This window comes from Polymorphospora sp. NPDC051019, assembly GCF_040683055.1.
Lineage (GTDB): Bacteria > Actinomycetota > Actinomycetes > Mycobacteriales > Micromonosporaceae > Polymorphospora > Polymorphospora lycopeni.
In genome coordinates this window covers 208,351-229,044 of record NZ_JBFBCH010000010.1, presented here as the reverse complement: position 1 = coordinate 229,044, position 20,694 = coordinate 208,351, and the positions used below count along the sequence as shown (strand labels likewise).

Genomic DNA, 20,694 nt, shown 5'->3' with positions numbered 1-20,694 from the left:
CCCTCCATGCCGCAAGAGCCAATCGACGGCGGGTGGATCGAGCCGTCGGGATGGAGAAGGGGTTCGGGCCTTGAGGCAGAAGCTCGCGCGGGTGGTCGGTGGCGTGGCCATGATGGCTCTCGTCGCTGGTGCCGCAGCTTGTAGCAGCGGCGATGGCGGCACGGAGGCCGGCGGCGACGCCTGCGGCAACAAGATCGCATTCTTCGGTGCGCTGACCGGCAGTTCGGCGGCGCTCGGCATCAACGAGAACAACGGCGTGAAGCTCGCTGTTGACCAGTACAACAAGGCCAACCCGGACTGCACCGTCGAGCTGGTCCCGCTGGACTCGCAGGGCAGCCCCGACCAGGCGCCGGCGCTGGCGCAGCGCGCCATCGACGACGAGAAGATCCTCGGCATCGTTGGCCCGGCCTACTCGGGTGAGTCGGAGGCCGCTGGTCCGCTCTTCTCCGAGGCCGGTCTGGTCACCATCACCCCGTCCGCGACCCGGCCGAGCCTGGCCGAGCAGGGCTGGAAGACCTTCTTCCGCGCGGTCGGCAACGACCTGAGCCAGGGCCCCGCCGCCGGTAACTACATCAAGAACGTGCTGAAGTCCGACAAGGTCTACGTCATCGACGACCAGTCGGCCTACGGCGCGGGTCTGGCCGACGAGGTCAAGAAGGTCCTCGGCACCGCGATCGTCGGCGAGGACAAGGTCCAGGGCGAGGGCAAGCAGGTCGACTTCTCGGCGGTCATCGCCAAGGTCCGCTCCTCGGGCGCGACGGCCGTGTTCTACGGCGGCTACTACCAGGAGGCCGGCCTGATCCGTAAGCAGCTCACCGCTGCCGGGATCACCGCCACCCTGGTCGCCGGTGACGGCGTCAACGACCCGGCCTACATCACCTCTGCCGGCCAGGCTGCGGCTGAGGGCACGATCCTGACCTGCCCGTGCGCGCCGGCCGCCGAGGCCCGTGGCACCTTCGTCAACGACTTCAAGGCGCTGAACGGCACCGACCCGGGCACCTACAGCGACACGGCGTACGACGCGGCGAACATCCTGCTCGCCGGTATCAAGGACGGTAAGACCACCCGCCCGGGGCTGCTGGAGTTCGTCGGCGGCTACAGCGGTGAGGGTGTCGCGGCGTCCTACAAGTTCACCGAGACCGGTGAGCTGGACCCGGCCCAGGTCAAGGTCTGGGCGTTCAAGGTTGTCAACGGTGCGGTCGTGCCGGACCAGGAGATCCCCAAGTCCTGATGGTCTCCGCGTCTGCGGTGGCTCAGCAGTGATCGCGGGTGCGGCCGGGAGCTTGCGCGCTCCCGGCCGCACCCGACTTTCGTTTCAAGCCTGATGGAGCACCCCCCTTGAACTTCGACGGGTTGTTCTCCAACTTCGGAGAACTGACGACTACCGGCTTGACACAGGGTGCGATCTATGCCCTGGTCGCGCTGGGATACACGCTGGTGTACGGCGTGCTCAGACTTATCAACTTCGCGCACTCCGAGGTCTTCATCGCCGGCGCCTTCGCCGCGCTGTGGACCTGGAGTGCGTTCGGACTCGACCAGAACTCGGTGATCAGCGGGTTCGGGACGATCTTGCTTTACCTGCTGGTCGCGATGGTGGTGGCGGCGCTGGCGTCGGCGGCGACCGCGACGCTGGTGGAGCGGGTGGCCTACCGGCCGCTGCGGAAGCGCAACGCCCCGCCGCTGGCCTTCCTGATCACCGCGATCGGCGCGTCGATCGTGATCGCCGAGGCGTTCGGTGTCTACACCCGGCGGCTGCCGCAGGGGGTGCCGACGATCGTCTCGAACACGCCGGTGATCACCATCGGCGGCGTCGGGATCACCCCGGTGCAGTTGCTGACCGTCGGCGCGGCACTGGTGATGATGGTGCTGCTGGACACGTTCATCAACCGCAGCCGGCTCGGCCGGGGTATCCGCGCGGTCGCGCAGGACCCGAACACGGCGGCGCTGATGGGTGTCAACAAGGACCGGGTCATCATGCTGGTGTTCATCGCCGGTGGCGCGATGGCCGGTGTGGCGGGTCTGCTCTACAACATCCGGATCGGGGTGCTCACCTACAGCGTGGGCTTCCTGCTGGGCTTGAAGGCGTTCACCGCGGCGGTGCTCGGCGGTATCGGCAACCTGCGCGGCGCGCTGGTCGGCGGTCTGCTGCTCGGCCTCGTGGAGAACTACGCGGCCGAACTGTTCGGCTCGCAATGGAAAGACTTCGTGGCCTTCGCCGCGCTGGTCGTGCTGCTGATGTTCCGGCCGACCGGTCTGCTCGGGGAGTCACTGGGGAGGGCACGCGCATGACAACGTTCGTGAACAAGGTGCGCGACGGCAAGGCTGCGATGGCCGAGCGCTGGCACAACGCGCCGAAGTGGGTGCGGTGGGCGGCGATCGGCGCGATCATCGTCTTCTTCTACGCCCTGCCGAACAAGGAGTTCTACCAGTACCTCGGGCCGATCCCGACCACCGAGTCCAACTTCGGGCAGGTGCTGTTCACGGTCTCGATCTACGTGCTGCTCGCGGTCGGGCTCAACATCGTGGTCGGGTTCACCGGCCTGCTCGACCTGGGCTACTTCGGCTTCTACGCCGTCGGTGCGTACACGGTGGCGGTGCTGACCTCGCCGGGCAGCGACCTGAAGACGTTGTGGCCGTGGCTGGCGGCGCTGCCGCTCGCGATCGGTGTCACGATGATCTCCGGGGTGCTGCTGGGTACGCCGACGTTGCGGTTGCGCGGTGACTACCTGGCGATCGTGACGCTCGGCTTCGCCGAGATGATCCGGATCGCGGCGACCAGCTCGGAGTTCCTCAAGGGGCAGCGGGGCATGAACCAGGTTCCGCACCCGCCGGGCAGCTACCCGGACGGTAAGCCGATCTTCGGTGTGCTGGACCCGCGGCCCTACTACTGGCTGGTGCTCACGCTGATCATCCTGGTGGTCCTCGGGGTGCGGAACCTGACCCGCAGCCGGGTCGGCCGGGCCTGGGTGTCGATCCGGGAGGACGAGGACGCGGCCCAGTTGATGGGGGTGCCGACGTTCAAGTTCAAGCTGTGGGCGTTCGCGGTCGGCGCGGCGATCGGCGGTCTGGCCGGCGCGCTGTTCGCCGGTAAACAGAACTTCATCAACTCGCAGAGCTTCGAACTGCTGAACTCGATCATCATCCTGGCGGCGGTGATCCTCGGCGGCTCCGGCAACATCGTCGGGGCGATCGTCGGCGGTGGCCTGGTGGCCTACCTGATCGAGCGGTTCCGGGGTATCGAGATCCTGGGTGTGCAGCTCTACGAGTACCGGTTCCTGGCGTTCGGCCTGGTCCTCGTGGTGATGATGATCTTCCGGCCGCAGGGCCTGATTCCGAACCGACGAAGAGCGGCCGAGTTCAAGGACCGCCGCAAGGAGGTGATCGTCGGTGGCTGAGCTGGCCAAGGAGGAGGCCGCGGCGGCTCCGGTCAGCCGTGAGCCGCTGCTGGAGGTCGACAACGTCACGCTGCGCTTCGGTGGCGTGGTCGCGCTCAACAACGTGGACTTCACCCTCTACAAGGGGGAGATCCTCGGGCTGATCGGGCCGAACGGTGCCGGCAAGACCACCTGCTTCAACGCGATGACCGGCATCTACCGCCCGACCGAGGGCGAGATCCGGTTCCGCGGTGAGAAGGTGACCGGCAAGAAGCGGCACATGATCACCAAGATGGGCATGGCCCGTACGTTCCAGAACATCCGGCTCTTCCCGGAGATGACGGCGCTGGAGAACGTGCAGGTCGGCGCGGACGCGCACCACAAGACCAGCGTGATCTCGGCGCTGTTGCGGCTGCCCCGGCACTGGAAAGAGGAGCGCGAGGGCCGGGAGAAGGCTGCCGAGCTGCTCAAGTTCGTCGGCATCGAGGGTCGTACGCACGAGATGGCCCGCAACCTGTCGTACGGCGAGCAGCGGCGGCTGGAGATCGCCCGGGCGCTGGCGACCGATCCGGTGCTGCTGTGCCTGGACGAGCCGGCGGCCGGCTTCAACCCGGCCGAGAAGGAGGAGTTGCTCCACCTGATCCGGCAGATCCGCGACCGGGGCATCACCGTGCTGCTGATCGAGCACGACATGCGGCTGGTCATGGGGGTCACCGACCGCATCGTGGTGCTGGAGTTCGGAAAGAAGATCGCCGAAGGGCTGCCCGCCGAGGTGCGGGAGAACCCGAAGGTGATCGCCGCATACCTTGGAGTGCCGGACGATGCTGCTTGAGATCGATGACGTCAGCCTGCTCTACGGGCGGATCCAGGCGTTGCACGGCATCAGCCTCACCGTCGACGAGGGCGAGATCGTCGCCCTGATCGGCGCGAACGGTGCCGGCAAGTCGACGACGATGCGGGCGATCTCCGGCATCCGGCCGGTGGCGTCGGGCTCCATCAAGTTCGCCGGTGAGGACATCACCAAGCTGCGGGCCGACCTGCGCGTGCAGCGGGGCCTGTGCCAGGCGCCGGAGGGCCGGGGGATCTTCCCCGGCATGTCGGTGCTGGAAAACCTGGACATGGGCGCCTACACCCGCAAGGACAAGGCCGGCATCGCCGCCGACCTCGACCGGGTGCTGAACCTGTTCCCGCGACTGGCCGAGCGGCGCAAGCAGTCCGGCGGCACGCTGTCCGGCGGTGAGCAGCAGATGCTGGCGGTGGGCCGGGCGCTGATGAGCCGGCCGAAGCTGCTGCTCCTCGACGAGCCGTCGATGGGTCTGGCGCCGATGCTGATCCAGCAGATCTTCACGATCATCACGGAGATCAACGAGCAGGGCACCACGATCCTGCTGGTGGAGCAGAACGCCCAGCAGGCGCTGTCCCGGGCACACCGGGCATACGTCCTGGAGACCGGGCGGATCGTCAAGAGCGGGACCGGCCAGGAACTGCTGCACGACCCGGCGGTCAAGGAGGCGTACCTCGGCGTTGCCTGACCGGCCGCCGGGTTCGCACACATGGGGAGGAACGGGAAACATGAGGATCGGTAACGCGCGGCGGGCGGTGCTCGCCTCGGCGGGCGCGTTGGCGTTGGCGCTGTCGATGGCCGCCTGCGGCGAGCAGGAGAACGAGGGCGGTGCCTCGGGCACGAGCCCGGCCCCGTCGACCTCGGTCGACCAGGCGCTGGCCGACCGGGTGCCGGAGGCCATCAAGGCCGACGGCGTGATCAAGGTCGGTACCGACTCGCAGTACCCGCCGGCGGAGTACCTCGACACTGACGGCACGACGGTGATCGGCTTCGACGTCGACCTGTTCAACGCGGTCGCCGCGAAGCTGGGGCTGAAGGCGGAGTACGTGTCGGCGCCGTTCGACGCGCTGCTGCCGGGTGTGACGTCGGGGCAGTACGAGGTCGGCGTGTCGTCGTTCACGATCAACCCCGAACGGTTGCAGACGGTGACGATGGTCAGCTACTTCGAGGCCGGCACCCAGTGGGCCACGAAGGCGGGTAACCCGGCCGGGGTCAACCCCGACGACGCCTGCGGCAAGAAGATCGCGGTGCAGACCGGCACGGTGCAGTTCGACGACATCACCGCCCGGTCGGAGAAGTGCGTCACCGACGGCAAGCCGGCGATCACGATCGACCAGTACCAGGCGCAGACCGACGCGACCGCCGCCGTGGTCAGCGGCAAGAACGACGCCATGCTGGCCGACTCGCCGGTCGGGGCGTACGCGGTCAAGCAGACCAACGGCCAGCTGGAGCTGCTCGGCGACATCTACGAGTCGGCGCCGTACGGCTACGCGGTCACCAAGGACCAGCAGGCGTTCGCCGAGGTGCTGCGGGACGCCCTGAAGGCCCTGATCGCCGACGGGTCGTACGAGGCGGCGCTGGCGAACTGGGGTGTCGAGGCCGGCGGCATCGACAACCCCGAGGTCAACGCGTAGCGATGTCGCTCGACAAGGTGGAAACCGAACGGGCACGGCCTGAACCGATCAAGGCCGTGCCCGTACGGCATCCGGGGCGCTGGGTCGCGGTGGTCGTCATCGGCGTGCTGACGTCGATGTTCGTGCACCTGCTGGTGACCAACGAGGCGTTCCAGTGGTCGTTCATGGTCGACAACATGTTCCGGCCGCCGGTGATCGCCGGCCTGCGCGGCACGATCGCGCTGACCGTGACCGCGATGCTGATCGGTGTCGTACTCGGCACCATGATCGCGATCATGCGGATGTCGGAGAATCCGATCCTGCGCGGCGTGGCCTGGGTCTACACCTGGTTCTTCCGGGCGGTGCCCCGGCTGGTGCTGGCGCTCCTCTTCGGCAACCTGGGCATCCTGTGGTCGCGGCTGGAGTTCGGCCTGCCGTTCGACCGGCAGATCGGCGCCCTGTTCGGGGTGGAGGACTTCGAGGCCCGGCTGTTCGGGTTCAGCGCGGTCGACATCCTGAGCGGGTTCGTGGCCGGCATGCTGGCGCTCGGCCTGACCGAGGCGGCGTACATGGCCGAGATCGTCCGGGCCGGTGTCCAGTCGGTCGACCCGGGCCAGACCGAGGCGGCCGAGGCGCTGGGGATGTCCCGGTCGCAGATCCTGCGCCGGATCGTGCTGCCGCAGGCCATGCGGGTGATCATCCCGCCGACCGGCAACGAGACGATCGGCATGCTCAAGGACACCTCGCTGGTGGCGTTCGTACCGGTGTCGACCGAGCTGCTCTTCCAGCTCAAGGCGGTCGGCACGCGTACCTTCCAGGTCTTCCCGATGTACGTCGCGGCGTGCCTGTGGTACCTGCTGCTGACCAGCGTCCTGCTGGTCGGCCAGTACTACCTGGAGCGGCACTTCTCCCGCGGCTACGGGCGCAAGGAGAAGGCCCGGATGCGGCTGCGCAACATCGGTGCCGAGAACACCGGCCGGACGACGGGGGCATCGTGACCGAGCTGAGTGGGACCGGGCGGAGCGGTGTGGCCGAGGTGGTGAAGGAAAGCGCGGAGCCCGGGGTGATGGTCCGGGCCGAGCAGGTGCACAAGTCGTTCGGCAGCCTGGAGGTGCTGCGCGGCATCGACCTGACCGTGCGCACCGGCGAGGTGAGCTGCGTACTCGGTCCGTCCGGGTCGGGCAAGTCGACGTTCCTGCGCTGCGTCAACCACCTGGAGAAGATCAACGCCGGCCGGATCTGGGTCGACGGCGAGCTGATCGGCTACCGGGAGCGCGGCGGGAAGCTGCACGAGCTGCGGTCCCGCGAGGTGGCCGCCCAGCGGCGCGACATCGGCATGGTGTTCCAGCGGTTCAACCTCTTCCCGCACATGACGGTGCTGGCCAACGTCATGGAGGCGCCGCTGCGGGTGCGCGGGGAGTCGAAGGCCGAGGTCCGGGAGCGGGCCGAGGCGCTGCTGGCCCGGGTCGGTCTCGCCGACAAGTCCGGCAGCTATCCGGGGCAGCTCTCCGGCGGCCAGCAGCAGCGGGTGGCGATCGCCCGGGCGCTGGCGATGCGGCCGAAGCTGATGCTCTTCGACGAGCCGACCAGCGCCCTCGACCCGGAACTCGTCGGCGAGGTACTGGATGTGATGAAGGACCTGGCCCGCGAGGGGATGACGATGATCGTGGTCACCCACGAGATCGGCTTCGCCCGTGAGGTCGGCGACTCGCTGGTCTTCATGGACGGCGGCGTGGTCGTCGAGTCGGGCGTACCGCGCGAGGTGATCGCGAATCCCCGGCACGAGCGTACGAAGGCGTTCCTGGCCAAGGTGCTGTGAACCGGGCCGCCCGGCCCGCCGTACCGTGGCGGGCCGGGCGGGGCCGGCGCCGTCGGCCGGCCGGCGGCGCGACCGGCCGGGTCGCGGGCGGTTTTCGTCGGGGCCCCGGACTAGAGTGGGCCGACGTGACCGACAACCAGCCCCGACTGCTGTTGCTCGACGGCCACTCGCTGGCCTACCGGGCGTTCTTCGCCCTGCCGGTGGAGAACTTCTCCACCACGACCGGGCAGCCCACCAACGCGGTCTACGGCTTCACCTCGATGCTGATCAACCTGCTGCGCGACGAGAAGCCGACCCACATCGTGGTGGCGTTCGACGTGTCCCGGCGGTCGTTCCGCACCGAGAAATACGCCGAGTACAAGGCGGGCCGCTCGGAGACCCCGGCCGACTTCGCCGGGCAGGTGAGCCTGGTCCGCGAGGTCCTCGACGCGCTGCGTATCCCGGTGGTGGAGAAACCCGGCTACGAGGCCGACGACGTGCTCGCGACGCTGGCCTGCCAGGGCCGCGACGCCGGCATGCGGGTGCTGATCAGCACCGGTGACCGCGACGCGTTCCAGCTCGTCGGCGACCAGGTCACCGTGCTCTACCCGCGCAAGGGCGTTTCCGACCTGGCCAGGATGGACCCCGCCGCGGTCACCGCGAAATACGGCGTGGGACCGGACCGCTACCGTGACCTGGCCGCCCTGGTCGGCGAGTCCAGCGACAACCTGCCCGGCATCCCGGGCGTCGGCCCGAAGACCGCCGCGAAGTGGATCAACCAGTACGGCGGGGTCGACGGCGTCGTCGCCCGGGCCGACGAGATCAAGGGCAAGGCCGGCGAGAGCCTGCGCGAGCGGCTCGCCGACGTGATCCGCAACTACGACATCAACTGCCTGGTCTCCGACCTGGAGCTGCCGCTGCGCCCCGAGGACGCGCGCTGGGCGGGCTGGGACCGCGAGGCGGTCCACCAGGTGTTCGACACCCTCCAGTTCCGGGTCCTGCGCGACCGGCTCTACCAGTACCTGGAGGCGGTCGAGCCGGAGGCCGAGGCCGGCTTCGACCTGGCCGGCGAGAAGCTGGCGCCGGGGGCGGTCGGCGCCTGGCTGGTCGACCACGTCGTGGTCGGCGAGCCGACCGGGGTGGCGGTCACCGGCACGTTCGGCCGGGGCACCGGCGCGCTGACCGGGGTGGCGCTGGCCACCGCGGACGGGCCGGCGGCCTGGTTCGACCCGGCGACCCTCGACGCGCAGGACGAGGCCGCCGTGGCGACGTGGCTGGCCGACCCGGAGCGGCCCAAGGTGATCCACGACAGCAAGCCCGCGCTGCTGGCGTTCGCCGCGCACGGCTGGCGGTTGCGGGGCGTCGGGCGCGACACCGCGCTGGCCGCCTACCTGGCCCGCCCCGACCAGCGGTCCTACGACCTCACCGACCTGGCACTGCGCTACCTGCACCGCGAGCTGCGGATCGACACCCCGCAGAACGGGCAGCTCACGCTCGACGGGCTGGGCAACGACAGCGAAATCGAGCAGAACCTGATGCTGCGGGCCCGGGCCACCCTCGACCTGGCCGAGGCGATCGACGAGGAACTCGACCGGGACGGCGAGGCGTCGGCCCGGCTGATGGCCGAGGTCGAACTGCCCCTGGTCGAGGTGCTGGCGGCGATGGAGCGGGCCGGGATCGCCGCCGACACCGACTACCTGTCGAACCTCGAGGCGCACTTCGCGGCCGAGGTGAAGGCCGCCGCCCAGGGGGCCTACGCGGCGGTCGGGCGGGAGTTCAACCTCGGCTCGACCAAGCAGCTGCAGGAGATCCTCTTCACCGAGCTGGGCCTGCCCAAGACCAAGCGGATCAAGACCGGCTACACCACCGACGCCGACGCGCTGCAGTGGCTCTACGCGCAGAACCCGCACCCGGTGCTGGAACACCTGCTGCGGCACCGCGACGTGGCCAAGCTGAAGTCGACCGTCGACGGCCTGCTCAAGTCGGTCTCCGACGACGGCCGGATCCACACCACGTTCCACCAGACGGTCGCCGCGACCGGCCGGCTGTCGTCGACCGACCCCAACCTCCAGAACATCCCGATCCGCACGGAGGAGGGCCGGCGGATCCGCCGGGCGTTCGTGGTGGGGGAGGGCGCCGAGTCGCTGCTCACCGCCGACTACAGCCAAATCGAGATGCGGATCATGGCGCACCTGTCGAAGGACGAGGCGCTGATCGAGGCGTTCAACTCCGGCGCCGACTTCCACGCCGCGACGGCCTCGTCGGTGTTCGGCGTACCGCTGGCCGAGGTCCTTCCCGACCAGCGGCGCAAGATCAAGGCGATGAACTACGGCCTCGCGTACGGCCTCAGCGCCTTCGGCCTCTCCCAGCAGCTCGGCATCTCGACCGAGGAGGCGCGCGGGCTGATGGAGGAATACTTCTCCCGGTTCGGCGGCGTGCGCGACTACCTCCAGTCGGTGGTGAAGCGGGCGGTGCAGGAGGGCTACACCGAGACGATCCTCGGCCGCCGGCGCTACCTTCCCGACCTCGTCAGCGACAACCGGCAGCGCCGCGAGATGGCCGAACGGATGGCGCTCAACGCCCCCATCCAGGGCTCGGCCGCCGACATCATCAAGGTCGCCATGCTCCGGGTCGACGCGGCGCTGCGCGACACCGACCTGCGGTCGCGGATGCTGCTGCAGGTCCACGACGAGCTGGTCTTCGAGGTCGCCACCGGTGAACGCGAGCGGCTGGAGACCCTGGTCCGGGCCGAGATGGGGGCCGCCTACCCGCTGTCGGTGCCGCTGGAGGTGTCGGTCGGGTTCGGCACCGACTGGAACAGCGCCGACCACTGACCGTCCGGGCCGGCCGCGCGACGCGCGGCCGGCGTACGGGCTCACCGCAGCGGGTCGTGCCCCCAGTTCATCAGCGAGTGTCGCCAGCGGGTGTCGGTGACGTCGCCGTCCGGGCGCTGCGCGAGGTGGCGGTGCACGTAGCCGACCACCTTGCGCATGTGGCTGCGGTCGTCGCCGGTCAGGTCGGGCTTCTTCGTACGCAGCAGGGCGACGATCCGCCGGCCCGATTCGTGCCCGGTCGTCTCGGCCGCGCCGCCCTTGTGCTGCCCGGCCTCCTTCGACGCGTCGGTGCCGAGCCAGTCCTCCAGTTCGCGTGGCGTCATGTTGACCGCCTCACGGAAGTCGCGGTCGGTTTCCTCGTCGGTGTGCGGCATCCCCCGGCCCCTCCCGCCCGGCGCCCCGGCTAGCGCTTCTCCCGGCCGAGTGCCTCCGGCCGGTGTACGGCGTCGCGGCCGGACTTGTCGCTGCGTACCCGGAACTGGGGATGCTCCGGCGAGGCGTCGACGGTACGGCCGGCCGTCTCGGTCCGCTCGTCGATCTCCTCCTCCACGGTGCCGGGCACCGTCACACCGTGGCTGCGCCACGTCACCCGGTCGCCGACCCGCGGCTTTCCCCGTCGTTCCGCCATAACGGCCGGGTACCCGGGGCGGGCTCGCGGAAACGCGGCGGAGCCGGCCACCGGGCCGTCCTCCGCCGCGCGCCGTCCGAGGATCAGCTCTGGTTGCCCGGCACGTTCTTCCAGTCCCGCGGCCGGCTGCCCCGGGGCGCCGGGTCGTGCTGAGCGCCGCTCGACCGGGCCTTCTGCGGCGGTCCGCCGCCGTACCGACCGGGCCGGGCCTGCATGGCGTGCATCAACTCGTCCCGGTCCATCCGGTCGGCGTCGGTGACTCCGGCGTGCCGGGCCTGTTCGGCGAGTTCGGCGGTGCTCATCTGCTGGTTGCGGGCCAACGGTCTCACCTCCGTGTCCGTGCTGCCTGCCCCCTGCGGATACCCGGCCCGGGCCGCGGTGAACGGTCCGCCCGGGACGGCCGCCAGGTCGCGGACCGACGGCCGGGGTCAGGCCGTGCCGGTGGCCGTCGGCTTGTCGCTGACGAAGATGGCGGTGCCGGGGAAGAGCCGGCCGCGCAGCGGGCTCCACTGCCCCCACACGCCCTCGTGCCCGGCCGGCCACTCCGGTTCCACCACGTCGCGTACGACGAAACCCGCCGCGACCAGCTCACGGATCCGGTCGCCGAGGGTGCGGTGCTGTTCGACGTACGTCGGGATGCCGGACTCGTCCTGTTCGACGTACGGGCGGCGGTCGAAGTACGAGTGCACCGCCCGCAGCCCGCCCTCCCCCGGATCGTCGAGGAAGATCCACCGCATCGGGTGGGTGACGGAGAAGGCCCACCGGCCGCCGGGACGCAGCACCCGGTGGACCTCGCGCATGACCGCCCCGGAGTCGGTGACGAACGGGACGGCGCCGAAGGCGGTGCAGACGACGTCGAACGAGCCGTCGCGGAACGGCAGCGCCATCGCGTCGGACTGGACCAGCGGCACGCGTACCCCGGATCTGTCGGCGCCGGCGGCGGCGTGCCGCAGCATGCCGGCGGACAGGTCGGTGGCGACCACCTCGGCGCCCTGGCCGACCAGCCAGCGGGCCACGGCGGCGGCGCCGCAGCCGAGTTCGAGGACACGCCGGCCGCGTACGTCGCCGAGCAGGCGGGCGTCGGACTCGCGCAGCCCCTCCGGGCACCACACGAAGTCGACGTCGCCGAGAAACGGGCCGTGCTCGGCCTGGTAGTCGTCGGCGTCCTGGTCCCACCAGCCCCGGCTGGCCCGCCGGCTCTCCGCGTCGGTCACCGTTCGCCGGGTGACCCTGGATCCCTCGTCCGTCACATCGCAGACCCTAGGGGGCGCGGCGGCGGGGACGGCGCGCGCCGGGCGGGGTGTTTCCCGCCTTTGCCGGAAGGTGAGATGATTGTGTGTTCGCGTCCCAGGATGCGGTCGGACGTCCGGCTAGATCGGCCGGGTAATCGGCCGGGTGGCAATCCGGTGCGAAAAAGAGGGACCCGACTCGTGCCGGGAGGGCTTGCATGCTGTGGTAATGCACACGGTAGGCTAGTCGATGCGCTCGCGGATCGTGTGCCTCGGCAGGGAGCAGGTCCGCGGTCGACGGACATGACGAATGTGGCGTCGACGGATCCGCTGGCGCAAACAGGTCACCGCGACACCAGCCTTGCTGTGACACCCACATCCGACCGGAGCAACCGCCCACATGACGAGCAGCATCGAGGCCACCTCGAGCGCCACCAAGGTCACCGTCGACGACCTCGGTTCCGAGGAAGCCTTCCTCGCCGCGATCGACGAGACCATCAAGTACTTCAACGACGGTGACATTGTCGAAGGCACCGTCGTCAAGGTCGATCGGGACGAGGTCCTGCTCGACATCGGCTACAAGACCGAGGGCGTCATCCCCTCGCGCGAGTTGTCGATCAAGCACGACGTGGACCCCGCTGAGGTGGTGTCGGTCGGTGACCAGATCGAGGCCCTGGTCCTCCAGAAGGAGGACAAGGAGGGTCGCCTGATCCTCTCGAAGAAGCGGGCGCAGTACGAGCGTGCCTGGGGCACCATCGAGAAGATCAAGGACGAGGACGGCGTCGTTCGGGGCTCCGTCATCGAGGTGGTCAAGGGCGGTCTCATCCTCGACATCGGGCTGCGGGGCTTCCTGCCCGCCTCCCTGGTCGAGATGCGGCGGGTCCGTGACCTTCAGCCGTACGTGGGTCGCGAGCTCGAGGCGAAGATCATCGAGCTGGACAAGAACCGCAACAACGTGGTCCTGTCCCGTCGTGCGTGGCTGGAGCAGACGCAGTCCGAGGTTCGCACCGAGTTCCTCAACAAGCTGCAGAAGGGCCAGGTCCGCAAGGGCGTCGTGTCCTCGATCGTCAACTTCGGCGCGTTCGTCGACCTGGGCGGCGTGGACGGCCTGGTGCACGTCTCCGAGCTGTCCTGGAAGCACATCGACCACCCGTCCGAGGTCGTCGAGGTCGGCCAGGAGGTGGAGGTCGAGGTCCTCGACGTCGACCTCGACCGCGAGCGGGTCTCGCTGTCGCTGAAGGCCACCCAGGAAGACCCGTGGCGCCAGTTCGCCCGCACCCACGCGATCCAGCAGATCGTGCCGGGTAAGGTCACCAAGCTCGTTCCGTTCGGTGCGTTCGTCCGCGTCGACGACGGCATCGAGGGCCTGGTCCACATCTCCGAGCTGGCCGAGCGCCACGTGGAGATCCCGGAGCAGGTTGTCCAGGTGGGCTCCGACGTCATGGTCAAGGTCATCGACATCGACCTGGAGCGGCGCCGGATCTCGCTGTCGCTGAAGCAGGCCAACGAGGGCTTCGTCGAGGGCGAGGAGCACTTCGACCCCACCCTCTACGGCATGGCCGCGACGTACGACAGCGAGGGCAACTACATCTACCCCGAGGGCTTCGACCCGGAGACCGGGGAGTGGCTCGAGGGCTTCGACAAGCAGCGCGAGACCTGGGAGACGCAGTACGCCGAGGCGCGTCAGCGCTGGGAGGCCCACACCAAGCAGGTGCAGACCTCCCGGGCCGCCGACGCCGAGGCTGCCGCCAACCCGGCTCCGGCCGGCGGTGGGGCGACCTCGTCGTCCACCCCGGCTCCGGCCCGTCAGGCGGAGGAGCCGGCCGGCACCCTCGCCACCGACGAGGCGCTCGCCGCCCTGCGCGAGAAGCTCGCCGGCGGCAAGTAACCCGTACCGACAGCGGCCCGGCCGCCAGCCCTCCGGGGTTGGCCGCCGGGCCGCTGCCTTTCCCCACCCGCCCCAGCTGTGCCGTCCCGCCCGACCCGCCCCAAGATCCGCGTGATCAGGGATCGAGTCGCGCGTGTCGTCGGCGCGTCGGGCCGCAAACTCCCTGATCACGCGGATCTTGGGGGTGAGGGCGGACTCTGGCGAGGGGAGGGCGCGGACCCTCGCGACAGGGGGAGAAGCGCATCCGGTTCACTTGAGACCGTGTTGAATGTGGGGCTTACCGGTGGGATCGGGTCCGGCAAGAGCTCGGTGGCGCGGCGGCTGGCGGAACACGGCGCCGTCGTCGTCGACTCCGACGTCATCGCCCGCGAGGTTGTCGCACCCGGCACCGACGGGCTGCGGGAGATCGTCGAGGCGTTCGGCGCCGGGGTGCTGCACCCCGACGGCAGCCTCGACCGGCCGGCGCTGGGCGCCCTCGTCTTCGGCGACACCGCCGCCCGCCGCCGGCTGGAGGAGATCACCCATCCCCGCGTACGGGCCCGGAGCCGGGAACTGGCCGCCGCGGCGGCACCCGACGCGGTGCTGGTCAACGACGTACCGCTGCTGGTCGAGGGGGGCCTCGCGCCGACGTACCACCTGGTGGTGGTCGTGGAGACCGACCGCGACATCCGGATCGGGCGGCTGGTCCGCGACCGGGGGATGACCGAGCGGCAGGCGCTGGACCGGATCGCGGCCCAGGCCGACGACGCGCGGCGGCGGGCGGCCGCCGACATCGTGCTCCGCAACGACGGGGACCTCGCCGACCTGCACGTCGTGGTGGACCGGCTGTGGCGGCGGCTGGTGCCGTACGAGGCGAACGTCCGGCACCGGCGGCGGGCGCCGCGTCCGGCGGACGTGACGCTGGCCGAGCCCGACCCGTCCTGGCCGGACCAGGCCCGGCGGCTCGCCGACCGGATCCGTCACCTCGTCGGCGACCCCGACCGCCGGATCGACCACGTCGGTTCGACGGCGGTGCCGGGGCTGGCCGCGAAGGACGTCGTCGACCTGCAACTGTCGGTGTCGTCGCTGGCCGAGGCCGACTCGCTCGCCGACCGGCTCGCCGACGGCGGCTTCCCCCGACCGCCCGGTGACTGGTATGACTCGCCCAAACCACCGGATCTCGACCCGGCGCGATGGACCAAGCGGCTGCACCTCAACGCCGACCCCGGCCGGCCGGTCAACCTGCACGTACGGGTGACCGGCTCGCCGGGCTGGCGGTGCGCCCTGCTGCTGCGCGACCTCCTGCGCGCCGACGAGGCGACACGCGCCGAGTACCTGGCGCTGAAGCAGGGGCTCGCCGAGCGCTCCGCGACCGTCGACGAGTATGCCGAGGCGAAGGAGCCGTGGTTCGACGTCGCCTACGACCGCGCCCGGCGGTGGGCCGACCGGACCGGCTGGCAGCCGTAACGGTGCCGGCCGGGACCGAACCGGCCGGCGCGATGGTGCCGGCCGGTCGGGCCGGTCAGGCGCGCGGCACCGGGCGTACGTAGGCGACCCGGCCGGGATCGACGTCGAGCTGGGCGAACGCGCCCGTGCGGGTCCGCAGCTCCAGCCGGCGCAGCGCGCCGGAGGAGTCCACCCAGTACCGCAGCCGGCCCTGCCCCGGCCGCGCGCCCGGCTGTCCCGGGCGGCCGACCTCGAAGACGGTGACGGCGGTGCCGTCCACCCGGTCGTCGCGCAGCCGGATCGCCGACCGGCGCAGCGCGGCCACGTCGTCGCGGGCCCCGGTGCCGAGCGCCAGCAGTTCCGTGATCAGCAAGTCGACGTCGAGCGCACCCTGCGCGTCGCCGCGCTGGCGCCAGTCGACGTGGGTCCAGCTCCGGTCGGTCGGTGGCGGCACCGGCGGCTGCCGGTCGGCGGTCACCCGCTGCGGCGCGACCCGGATCGCCGGTCCGGTCCGGTCGGCGCGGATCAGTGCGGTCTCGCCGGGTTTGTCGAGGTCGCCGACGGCGACGTACGCGACGGTGTTGCGCCAGTCGACCAGTCCGGTGCCGCGCAGGTTCGCGGTCGGCATGGTCGGCAGGGTGAAGGTCACCTTGCCGCCGCCGAGCGCCCGGTTGCGCTGCCGCATCCGGGACAGCAGGTCGGCCTCCTCGGCGGTGGCGGCCCGGGGCTCGACCGGCCGGCCGCCGAGCGCGTCGATCGCGGTGATCCCGGCGCTGTCGGCCCGGTCGAGATGCGCGTTGACCGGCTGATTGCCGGCGAGCAGGGCCTCGAACCGGTGCAGTCGCGCGTCGCCGTCGAGCCAGTAGCGCACCGCGCCGCCCATCGCCGCCAGCGACGTCTCCGCCGGTCGCGCCGACGCCGGCCCGGCGGTACGGGACGCGTCCGCCCCGGCCGACGCCGATCCGTCGGCCGTCCGGCTGCCGGCGGGTGCGGTGGCGCCGGTGGGCGATGGGCCGGCGGCGGACGGGCCGGCGGCCGGTGGCGTCGGGGGCCGGGTGGTAGCGGGGGAGGCCGTCGCGGTCGGGGTCGCCCTCGGCTGGGGTGGCACCGCCGGGCCGAGCAGCACGTCGACCGTGGCTCCGCCGGCCCGGTCCCGGCCCAGCCAGCGGGCCTCGCTGTGCTCGATCAGGTCGGCGGCGTCGGCCCGGTCGTGGGCGATGGCGAAGAGCAGGGCCAGGAACGACTCGACCGATCCGGCCTCCGGTCCGCTGGCGGTGAACCGCTCGACCCGCCAGCCGTCGGCGGGCGGTACGTCGGGCGGCGCGGCCGCGACCGAGCTCCCGGCCGTGCCGGTGGGGCCGACGGTGCCGACCGCGCCGGTTCCGGCGGGTGGTGCGGTGCCGTCGGGTGCGGTGTCCGCCGACCGGGTGGCGAGGACGCCGGGCATCGCCTGGAGCAGGCCGCGCCGTTCGCCCGCGCCCGGCCCGGACACCGACAGGTACGCCAGCGCGCGGCTCCAGTCGACCCGGCCGATGAGGCGCACCTCGGCCCCGGGGTCGCCAATGGTGGCGCGTACGCCGACCCGGGCCTGCTGGAAGTTGGTCATCCGCATCGTGGCCAGCCGTTGTGCCTCGGCCGTCGACAGCGGCCGGGCCTGCGGCTGGGCCGTCGGCGCGCACGAAACGAGGCCGGTGGCCAGGCCGGCCGCGGATCCGATGGCGATGCAGCCGAGGGCGACCAGGGCGACGATCCGGCGGCGGTCGCCGGTGGGGGAGAACCTCACGCGTGGTTGAACGCCGGTGGCGGGGCGAAGGTGACGTGTGCCCGCGAACGGGATGGGGATGCCCGGGCGGGCGTAGGGGCTGCTCGCGGCGGCCGGTCTGCGCTTGCGCGCGACCGCGTCCGGTGCGCTCGCCGGCGATGTGCCGGGGCTGCGACCACGCGCCGGGTCCGATCGGCCGGTGTGGAGGCCCGATCGTCGACCCGGACGACCGCCGCGAGCGGCCTACCCCTAGCACGGTAGTCCGGTGACCTTTACCACACAATGGGAATATCGAAGCTGATCGTGTACTGACCGTTGCCGGTCCGCGGGCTGTCAGACCCTGGGCGTACGTTTGATGGCATGGCGCTCGACATTCCACGGCTCGACGGTCGCTTCGAGGTGATCAGCGACTTCACCCCGTCCGGCGACCAGCCGACGGCAATCGATGATCTTGAGCGCCGGGTGCGGCGGGGCGACCGCAGTGCCGTGCTGCTCGGCGCGACCGGCACCGGCAAGAGCGCGACCACCGCCTGGCTGATCGAGCGGTTGCAGCGGCCGACCCTGGTGCTGGCCCCCAACAAGACCCTGTGCGCCCAGCTCGCCAAGGAGTTCCGCGAGCTGCTCCCGCGAAACGCCGTCGAATACTTCGTCTCCTACTACGACTACTACCAGCCCGAGGCGTACATCGCGCAGACCGACACCTACATCGAGAAGGACTCCTCGATCAACGAGGAGGTCGAGCGGCTGCGGCACTCGGCGACCATGTCGCTGCTGACCCGTCGCGACGTGGTGGTGGTGGCGACCGTCTCGGCGATCTACGGCCTGGGCACCCCGCAGGAATACCTCGACCGGGCGGTCCGGGTGCACGTCGGGCAGGAGATCGAGCGCGACAAGCTGCTGCGCCGGCTGGTCGACGTGCAGTACACCCGCAACGACCTGGCGTTCACCAGGGGCACGTTCCGGGTCCGCGGCGACACCCTGGAGATCATCCCGGCCTACGAGGAGCTGGCGGTCCGGATCGAGTTCTTCGGCGACGAGGTGGAGAAGCTCTACTACCTCCACCCGCTGACCGGCGAGGTGGTCCGCGAGGTCGACCACCTGCTGATCTTCCCGGCGACGCACTACACCGCCGGGGCGGAGCGGATGGAACGCGCGATCAACGGCATCGAGGCGGAGCTGGCCGAGCGCCTCGACGAGCTGGAGCGCCAGGGCAAGCTGCTGGAGGCACAGCGGCTGCGGATGCGCACGACGTACGACGTCGAGATGATGCGCCAGGTCGGCTCCTGCTCCGGGATCGAGAACTACTCGATGCACATCGACGGCCGGCTGCCCGGCAGCCCGCCGCACTGCCTGCTCGACTACTTCCCCGACGACTTCCTGACCGTCGTCGACGAGTCGCACGTCAGCATCCCGCAGATCGGCGGCATGTTCGAGGGCGACGCGTCCCGCAAGCGGGTGCTGATCGAGCACGGGTTCCGGCTGCCCAGCGCGCAGGACAACCGGCCGCTGCGGTTCGACGAGTTCCTGGAGCGGGTGGGGCAGATGGTGTTCCTGTCCGCCACCCCCGGCCCGTGGGAGCTGGAACAGGTGCAGGGCGAGGTGGTCGAGCAGGTGATCCGCCCGACCGGCCTGGTCGACCCCGAGGTCGTCGTCAAGCCGACCAAGGGGCAGATCGACGACCTGATGCACGAGATCCGGCTGCGCACCGAGCGCGACGAGCGGGTCCTGGTCACCACCCTGACCAAGAAGATGGCCGAGGACCTCACCGACTACCTGCTGGAGCACGGCATCCGGGTCCGCTACCTGCACTCCGAGGTCGACACCCTGCGCCGGGTCGAGCTGCTGCGCGAGCTGCGCAAGGGCGACTACGACGTGCTGGTCGGCATCAACCTGCTGCGGGAGGGGCTCGACCTGCCCGAGGTGTCCCTCGTCGCCATCCTCGACGCCGACAAGGAGGGCTTCCTGCGCAGCGGGCGGTCCCTGATCCAGACCATCGGCCGCGCCGCCCGTAACGTCTCCGGGCAGGTGCACATGTACGCCGACAAGATGACGCCGTCGATGGCCGCGGCGATCGACGAGACCAGCCGCCGGCGGGCCAAGCAGATCGCCCACAACGAGGCGCACGGCATCTCGCCGGCACCGCTGCGCAAGAAGATCCACGACATCCTCGACGACATCTACCGCGAGGCCGACGACACCGAGGGCGCGCTCGCCGGGCACGGTCCGGGCGGGGCGATCATCGGTGGCGGCGGCCGGCAGATGTCGCGGGGCAAGGCGCCGGTGCCGGAGACCCGCTCGCGGGGCCGGGCGACCGCCGGACCGTCGCGCGAGGGCATGGCCCGCGCCGACCTGGCCCAGCTCATCCAGGACCTCAACGACCAGATGCTCGCCGCCGCCCGGGAGCTGCAGTTCGAGCTGGCGGCCCGGATCCGCGACGAGGTGGCCGAGCTGAAGAAGGAGCTGCGCGGGATGGACGTGGCCGGCGTCAGGTAGCCGGCACCGGCCGGTGCGGGCGGTCGGCAGGTCAGACGTAGCGGTCGAAGCCGCCCTCGGAGTCGATCACCTGTCCGGTGATCCAGCGGGCGTCCGGCGAGCACAGCCAGCCGACCAACCGGGCCGCGTCGTCCGGGGTGCCCCACCGGCCACCGGGAAAGAGCCGGGCCACCGCCTCGTGGGCGGCCGGCCCCGCATACCCGGTGTCGGTCGGTCCCGGGTTGACGCAGTTGACGGTCACCCCTCGGGGGGCCAGCAGCCGCGCGAACTGCCGGGTCAGCACCTCGACGCCGGCCTTGCTCGCCGCGTACGCCAGCTCGTCCGGCATCGGGCCGAGCCGCTGCCCGCTGGAGAACAGCACCACCCGGCCACCCCCGGCACCGTCGGGGAAGCCGGCGGCGAACGCCTCCACCAGCAGCATCGTGGCGCGTACGTTGACCACCAGGTGCCGGTCGATCTCCGCCGCGTCCAGTTCGCCGAGCGGCGTACGCGTCGAGTAGGCGTGCACGGCCAGCAGCGCGTCCAGCCGGCCGTGCCGCTCCCGCGCGTGCGCGACGAGGGCGGCCGGGGCCGCCGGGTCGGACAGGTCGGCCTCGACGTGTTCCGCCCGGTCGCCGAGTTCGGCGAGCAGCGCCGGCACGCCGTCCGGGTCGCCGCCGTACGGCTGCTCCGCGTCGTACCCGGGCAGGCCGGTCAGGGCCACCCGCCAGCCGTCGGCGACCAGCCGGCGGGCGACGGCCGCGCCGATCCCGATCCGGCGGCTGACCCCGGTCACGAGCGCTACCGGCTGTGTCATGGTCCGAGCA

At 71.0% G+C, this 20,694-nt stretch carries 17 protein-coding genes and 1 pseudogene; 12 read left to right on the top strand and 6 right to left on the bottom strand.

The features are described 5' to 3' along the window. Positions 1-70 precede the first annotated feature (70 nt). The 9 genes from AB0M79_RS19880 to polA all read left to right on the top strand — a co-directional run bounded on the left by AB0M79_RS19880 (position 71) and on the right by polA (position 10,463). On the top strand, positions 71-1,231 hold the full coding sequence (locus tag AB0M79_RS19880; RefSeq protein WP_364215485.1) for a branched-chain amino acid ABC transporter substrate-binding protein: 1,161 nt from the start codon (positions 71-73) through the stop codon (positions 1,229-1,231). A 107-nt stretch (positions 1,232-1,338) separates the two neighbouring features. Continuing rightward, positions 1,339-2,289 carry a branched-chain amino acid ABC transporter permease gene (locus AB0M79_RS19875; protein WP_364215482.1) on the top strand — a complete coding sequence of 317 codons (951 nt, stop codon included), beginning with the start codon at positions 1,339-1,341 and terminating at the stop codon, positions 2,287-2,289. Continuing rightward, complete coding sequence (locus AB0M79_RS19870) at positions 2,286-3,395, top strand: branched-chain amino acid ABC transporter permease (protein WP_364215479.1); 1,110 nt, start codon at positions 2,286-2,288, stop codon at positions 3,393-3,395. The genes AB0M79_RS19875 and AB0M79_RS19870 overlap by 4 nt, the downstream gene beginning before the upstream one ends. Position 3,396: 1 nt before the next feature. After that, positions 3,397-4,206 (top strand): ABC transporter ATP-binding protein, encoded by an 810-nt coding sequence (locus tag AB0M79_RS19865; protein WP_364215627.1) that lies wholly within the window; start codon positions 3,397-3,399, stop codon positions 4,204-4,206. Further along, positions 4,196-4,906 carry an ABC transporter ATP-binding protein gene (locus AB0M79_RS19860; protein WP_364215476.1) on the top strand — a complete coding sequence of 237 codons (711 nt, stop codon included), beginning with the start codon at positions 4,196-4,198 and terminating at the stop codon, positions 4,904-4,906. The genes AB0M79_RS19865 and AB0M79_RS19860 overlap by 11 nt, the downstream gene beginning before the upstream one ends. A gap of 40 nt (positions 4,907-4,946) precedes the next feature. Continuing rightward, a complete protein-coding gene (locus AB0M79_RS19855; protein WP_364215473.1) occupies positions 4,947-5,852 on the top strand; it encodes an ABC transporter substrate-binding protein in 906 nt (301 codons plus the stop codon). 2 nt (positions 5,853-5,854) lie between these two features. After that, positions 5,855-6,829: an amino acid ABC transporter permease gene (locus tag AB0M79_RS19850; protein WP_364215470.1), complete on the top strand. Its 975-nt coding sequence runs from the start codon at positions 5,855-5,857 to the stop codon at positions 6,827-6,829. A gap of 68 nt (positions 6,830-6,897) precedes the next feature. Continuing rightward, positions 6,898-7,650, top strand: coding sequence for an amino acid ABC transporter ATP-binding protein (locus tag AB0M79_RS19845; protein ID WP_364215624.1), 753 nt, complete (start codon positions 6,898-6,900; stop codon positions 7,648-7,650). Positions 7,651-7,775: 125 nt separating this feature from the next. Beyond that, on the top strand, positions 7,776-10,463 hold the full coding sequence (gene polA, locus AB0M79_RS19840) for a DNA polymerase I (RefSeq protein WP_364215467.1): 2,688 nt from the start codon (positions 7,776-7,778) through the stop codon (positions 10,461-10,463). Positions 10,464-10,507: 44 nt separating this feature from the next. On the opposite strand, the pseudogene AB0M79_RS19835 reads toward polA, so the two are convergent. The 4 genes and pseudogenes from AB0M79_RS19835 to AB0M79_RS19820 all read right to left on the bottom strand — a co-directional run. Then, positions 10,508-10,837 (bottom strand): annotated as a pseudogene (locus tag AB0M79_RS19835) (DUF3140 domain-containing protein); the annotation flags it as partial. Positions 10,838-10,866: 29 nt separating this feature from the next. Continuing rightward, complete coding sequence (locus AB0M79_RS19830; RefSeq protein WP_357540814.1) at positions 10,867-11,091, bottom strand: DUF2945 domain-containing protein; 225 nt, start codon at positions 11,089-11,091, stop codon at positions 10,867-10,869. An 83-nt stretch (positions 11,092-11,174) separates the two neighbouring features. After that, positions 11,175-11,420, bottom strand: coding sequence for a hypothetical protein (locus tag AB0M79_RS19825; RefSeq protein WP_364215463.1), 246 nt, complete (start codon positions 11,418-11,420; stop codon positions 11,175-11,177). Positions 11,421-11,519: 99 nt separating this feature from the next. Next, on the bottom strand, positions 11,520-12,341 hold the full coding sequence (locus tag AB0M79_RS19820; protein ID WP_364215460.1) for a class I SAM-dependent methyltransferase: 822 nt from the start codon (positions 12,339-12,341) through the stop codon (positions 11,520-11,522). Positions 12,342-12,720: 379 nt separating this feature from the next. On the opposite strand from AB0M79_RS19820, the gene rpsA reads away from it, so the two are divergent. Together rpsA and coaE are read left to right on the top strand one after the other, a co-directional pair. Continuing rightward, positions 12,721-14,208, top strand: a complete 1,488-nt coding sequence (gene rpsA, locus AB0M79_RS19815; protein WP_364215457.1) for a 30S ribosomal protein S1 — start codon at positions 12,721-12,723, stop codon at positions 14,206-14,208. Positions 14,209-14,469: 261 nt separating this feature from the next. Beyond that, complete coding sequence (gene coaE, locus AB0M79_RS19810; protein ID WP_364215454.1) at positions 14,470-15,654, top strand: dephospho-CoA kinase; 1,185 nt, start codon at positions 14,470-14,472, stop codon at positions 15,652-15,654. 55 nt (positions 15,655-15,709) lie between these two features. Here coaE and AB0M79_RS19805 read toward each other — a convergent pair whose 3' ends face one another. Further along, the gene (locus tag AB0M79_RS19805) at positions 15,710-17,416 is read right to left on the bottom strand and encodes a hypothetical protein (protein WP_364215451.1); all 1,707 of its coding nucleotides are present in this window, start codon (positions 17,414-17,416) and stop codon (positions 15,710-15,712) included. Positions 17,417-17,755: 339 nt separating this feature from the next. On the opposite strand from AB0M79_RS19805, the gene uvrB reads away from it, so the two are divergent. Further along, entirely contained in the window at positions 17,756-19,888 is a 2,133-nt protein-coding gene (gene uvrB, locus AB0M79_RS19800) for an excinuclease ABC subunit UvrB (RefSeq protein ID WP_364215448.1), read from the top strand. A 31-nt stretch (positions 19,889-19,919) separates the two neighbouring features. Here uvrB and AB0M79_RS19795 read toward each other — a convergent pair whose 3' ends face one another. After that, the gene (locus AB0M79_RS19795; protein ID WP_364215445.1) at positions 19,920-20,684 is read right to left on the bottom strand and encodes an SDR family oxidoreductase; all 765 of its coding nucleotides are present in this window, start codon (positions 20,682-20,684) and stop codon (positions 19,920-19,922) included. Positions 20,685-20,694: the final 10 nt, after the last annotated feature.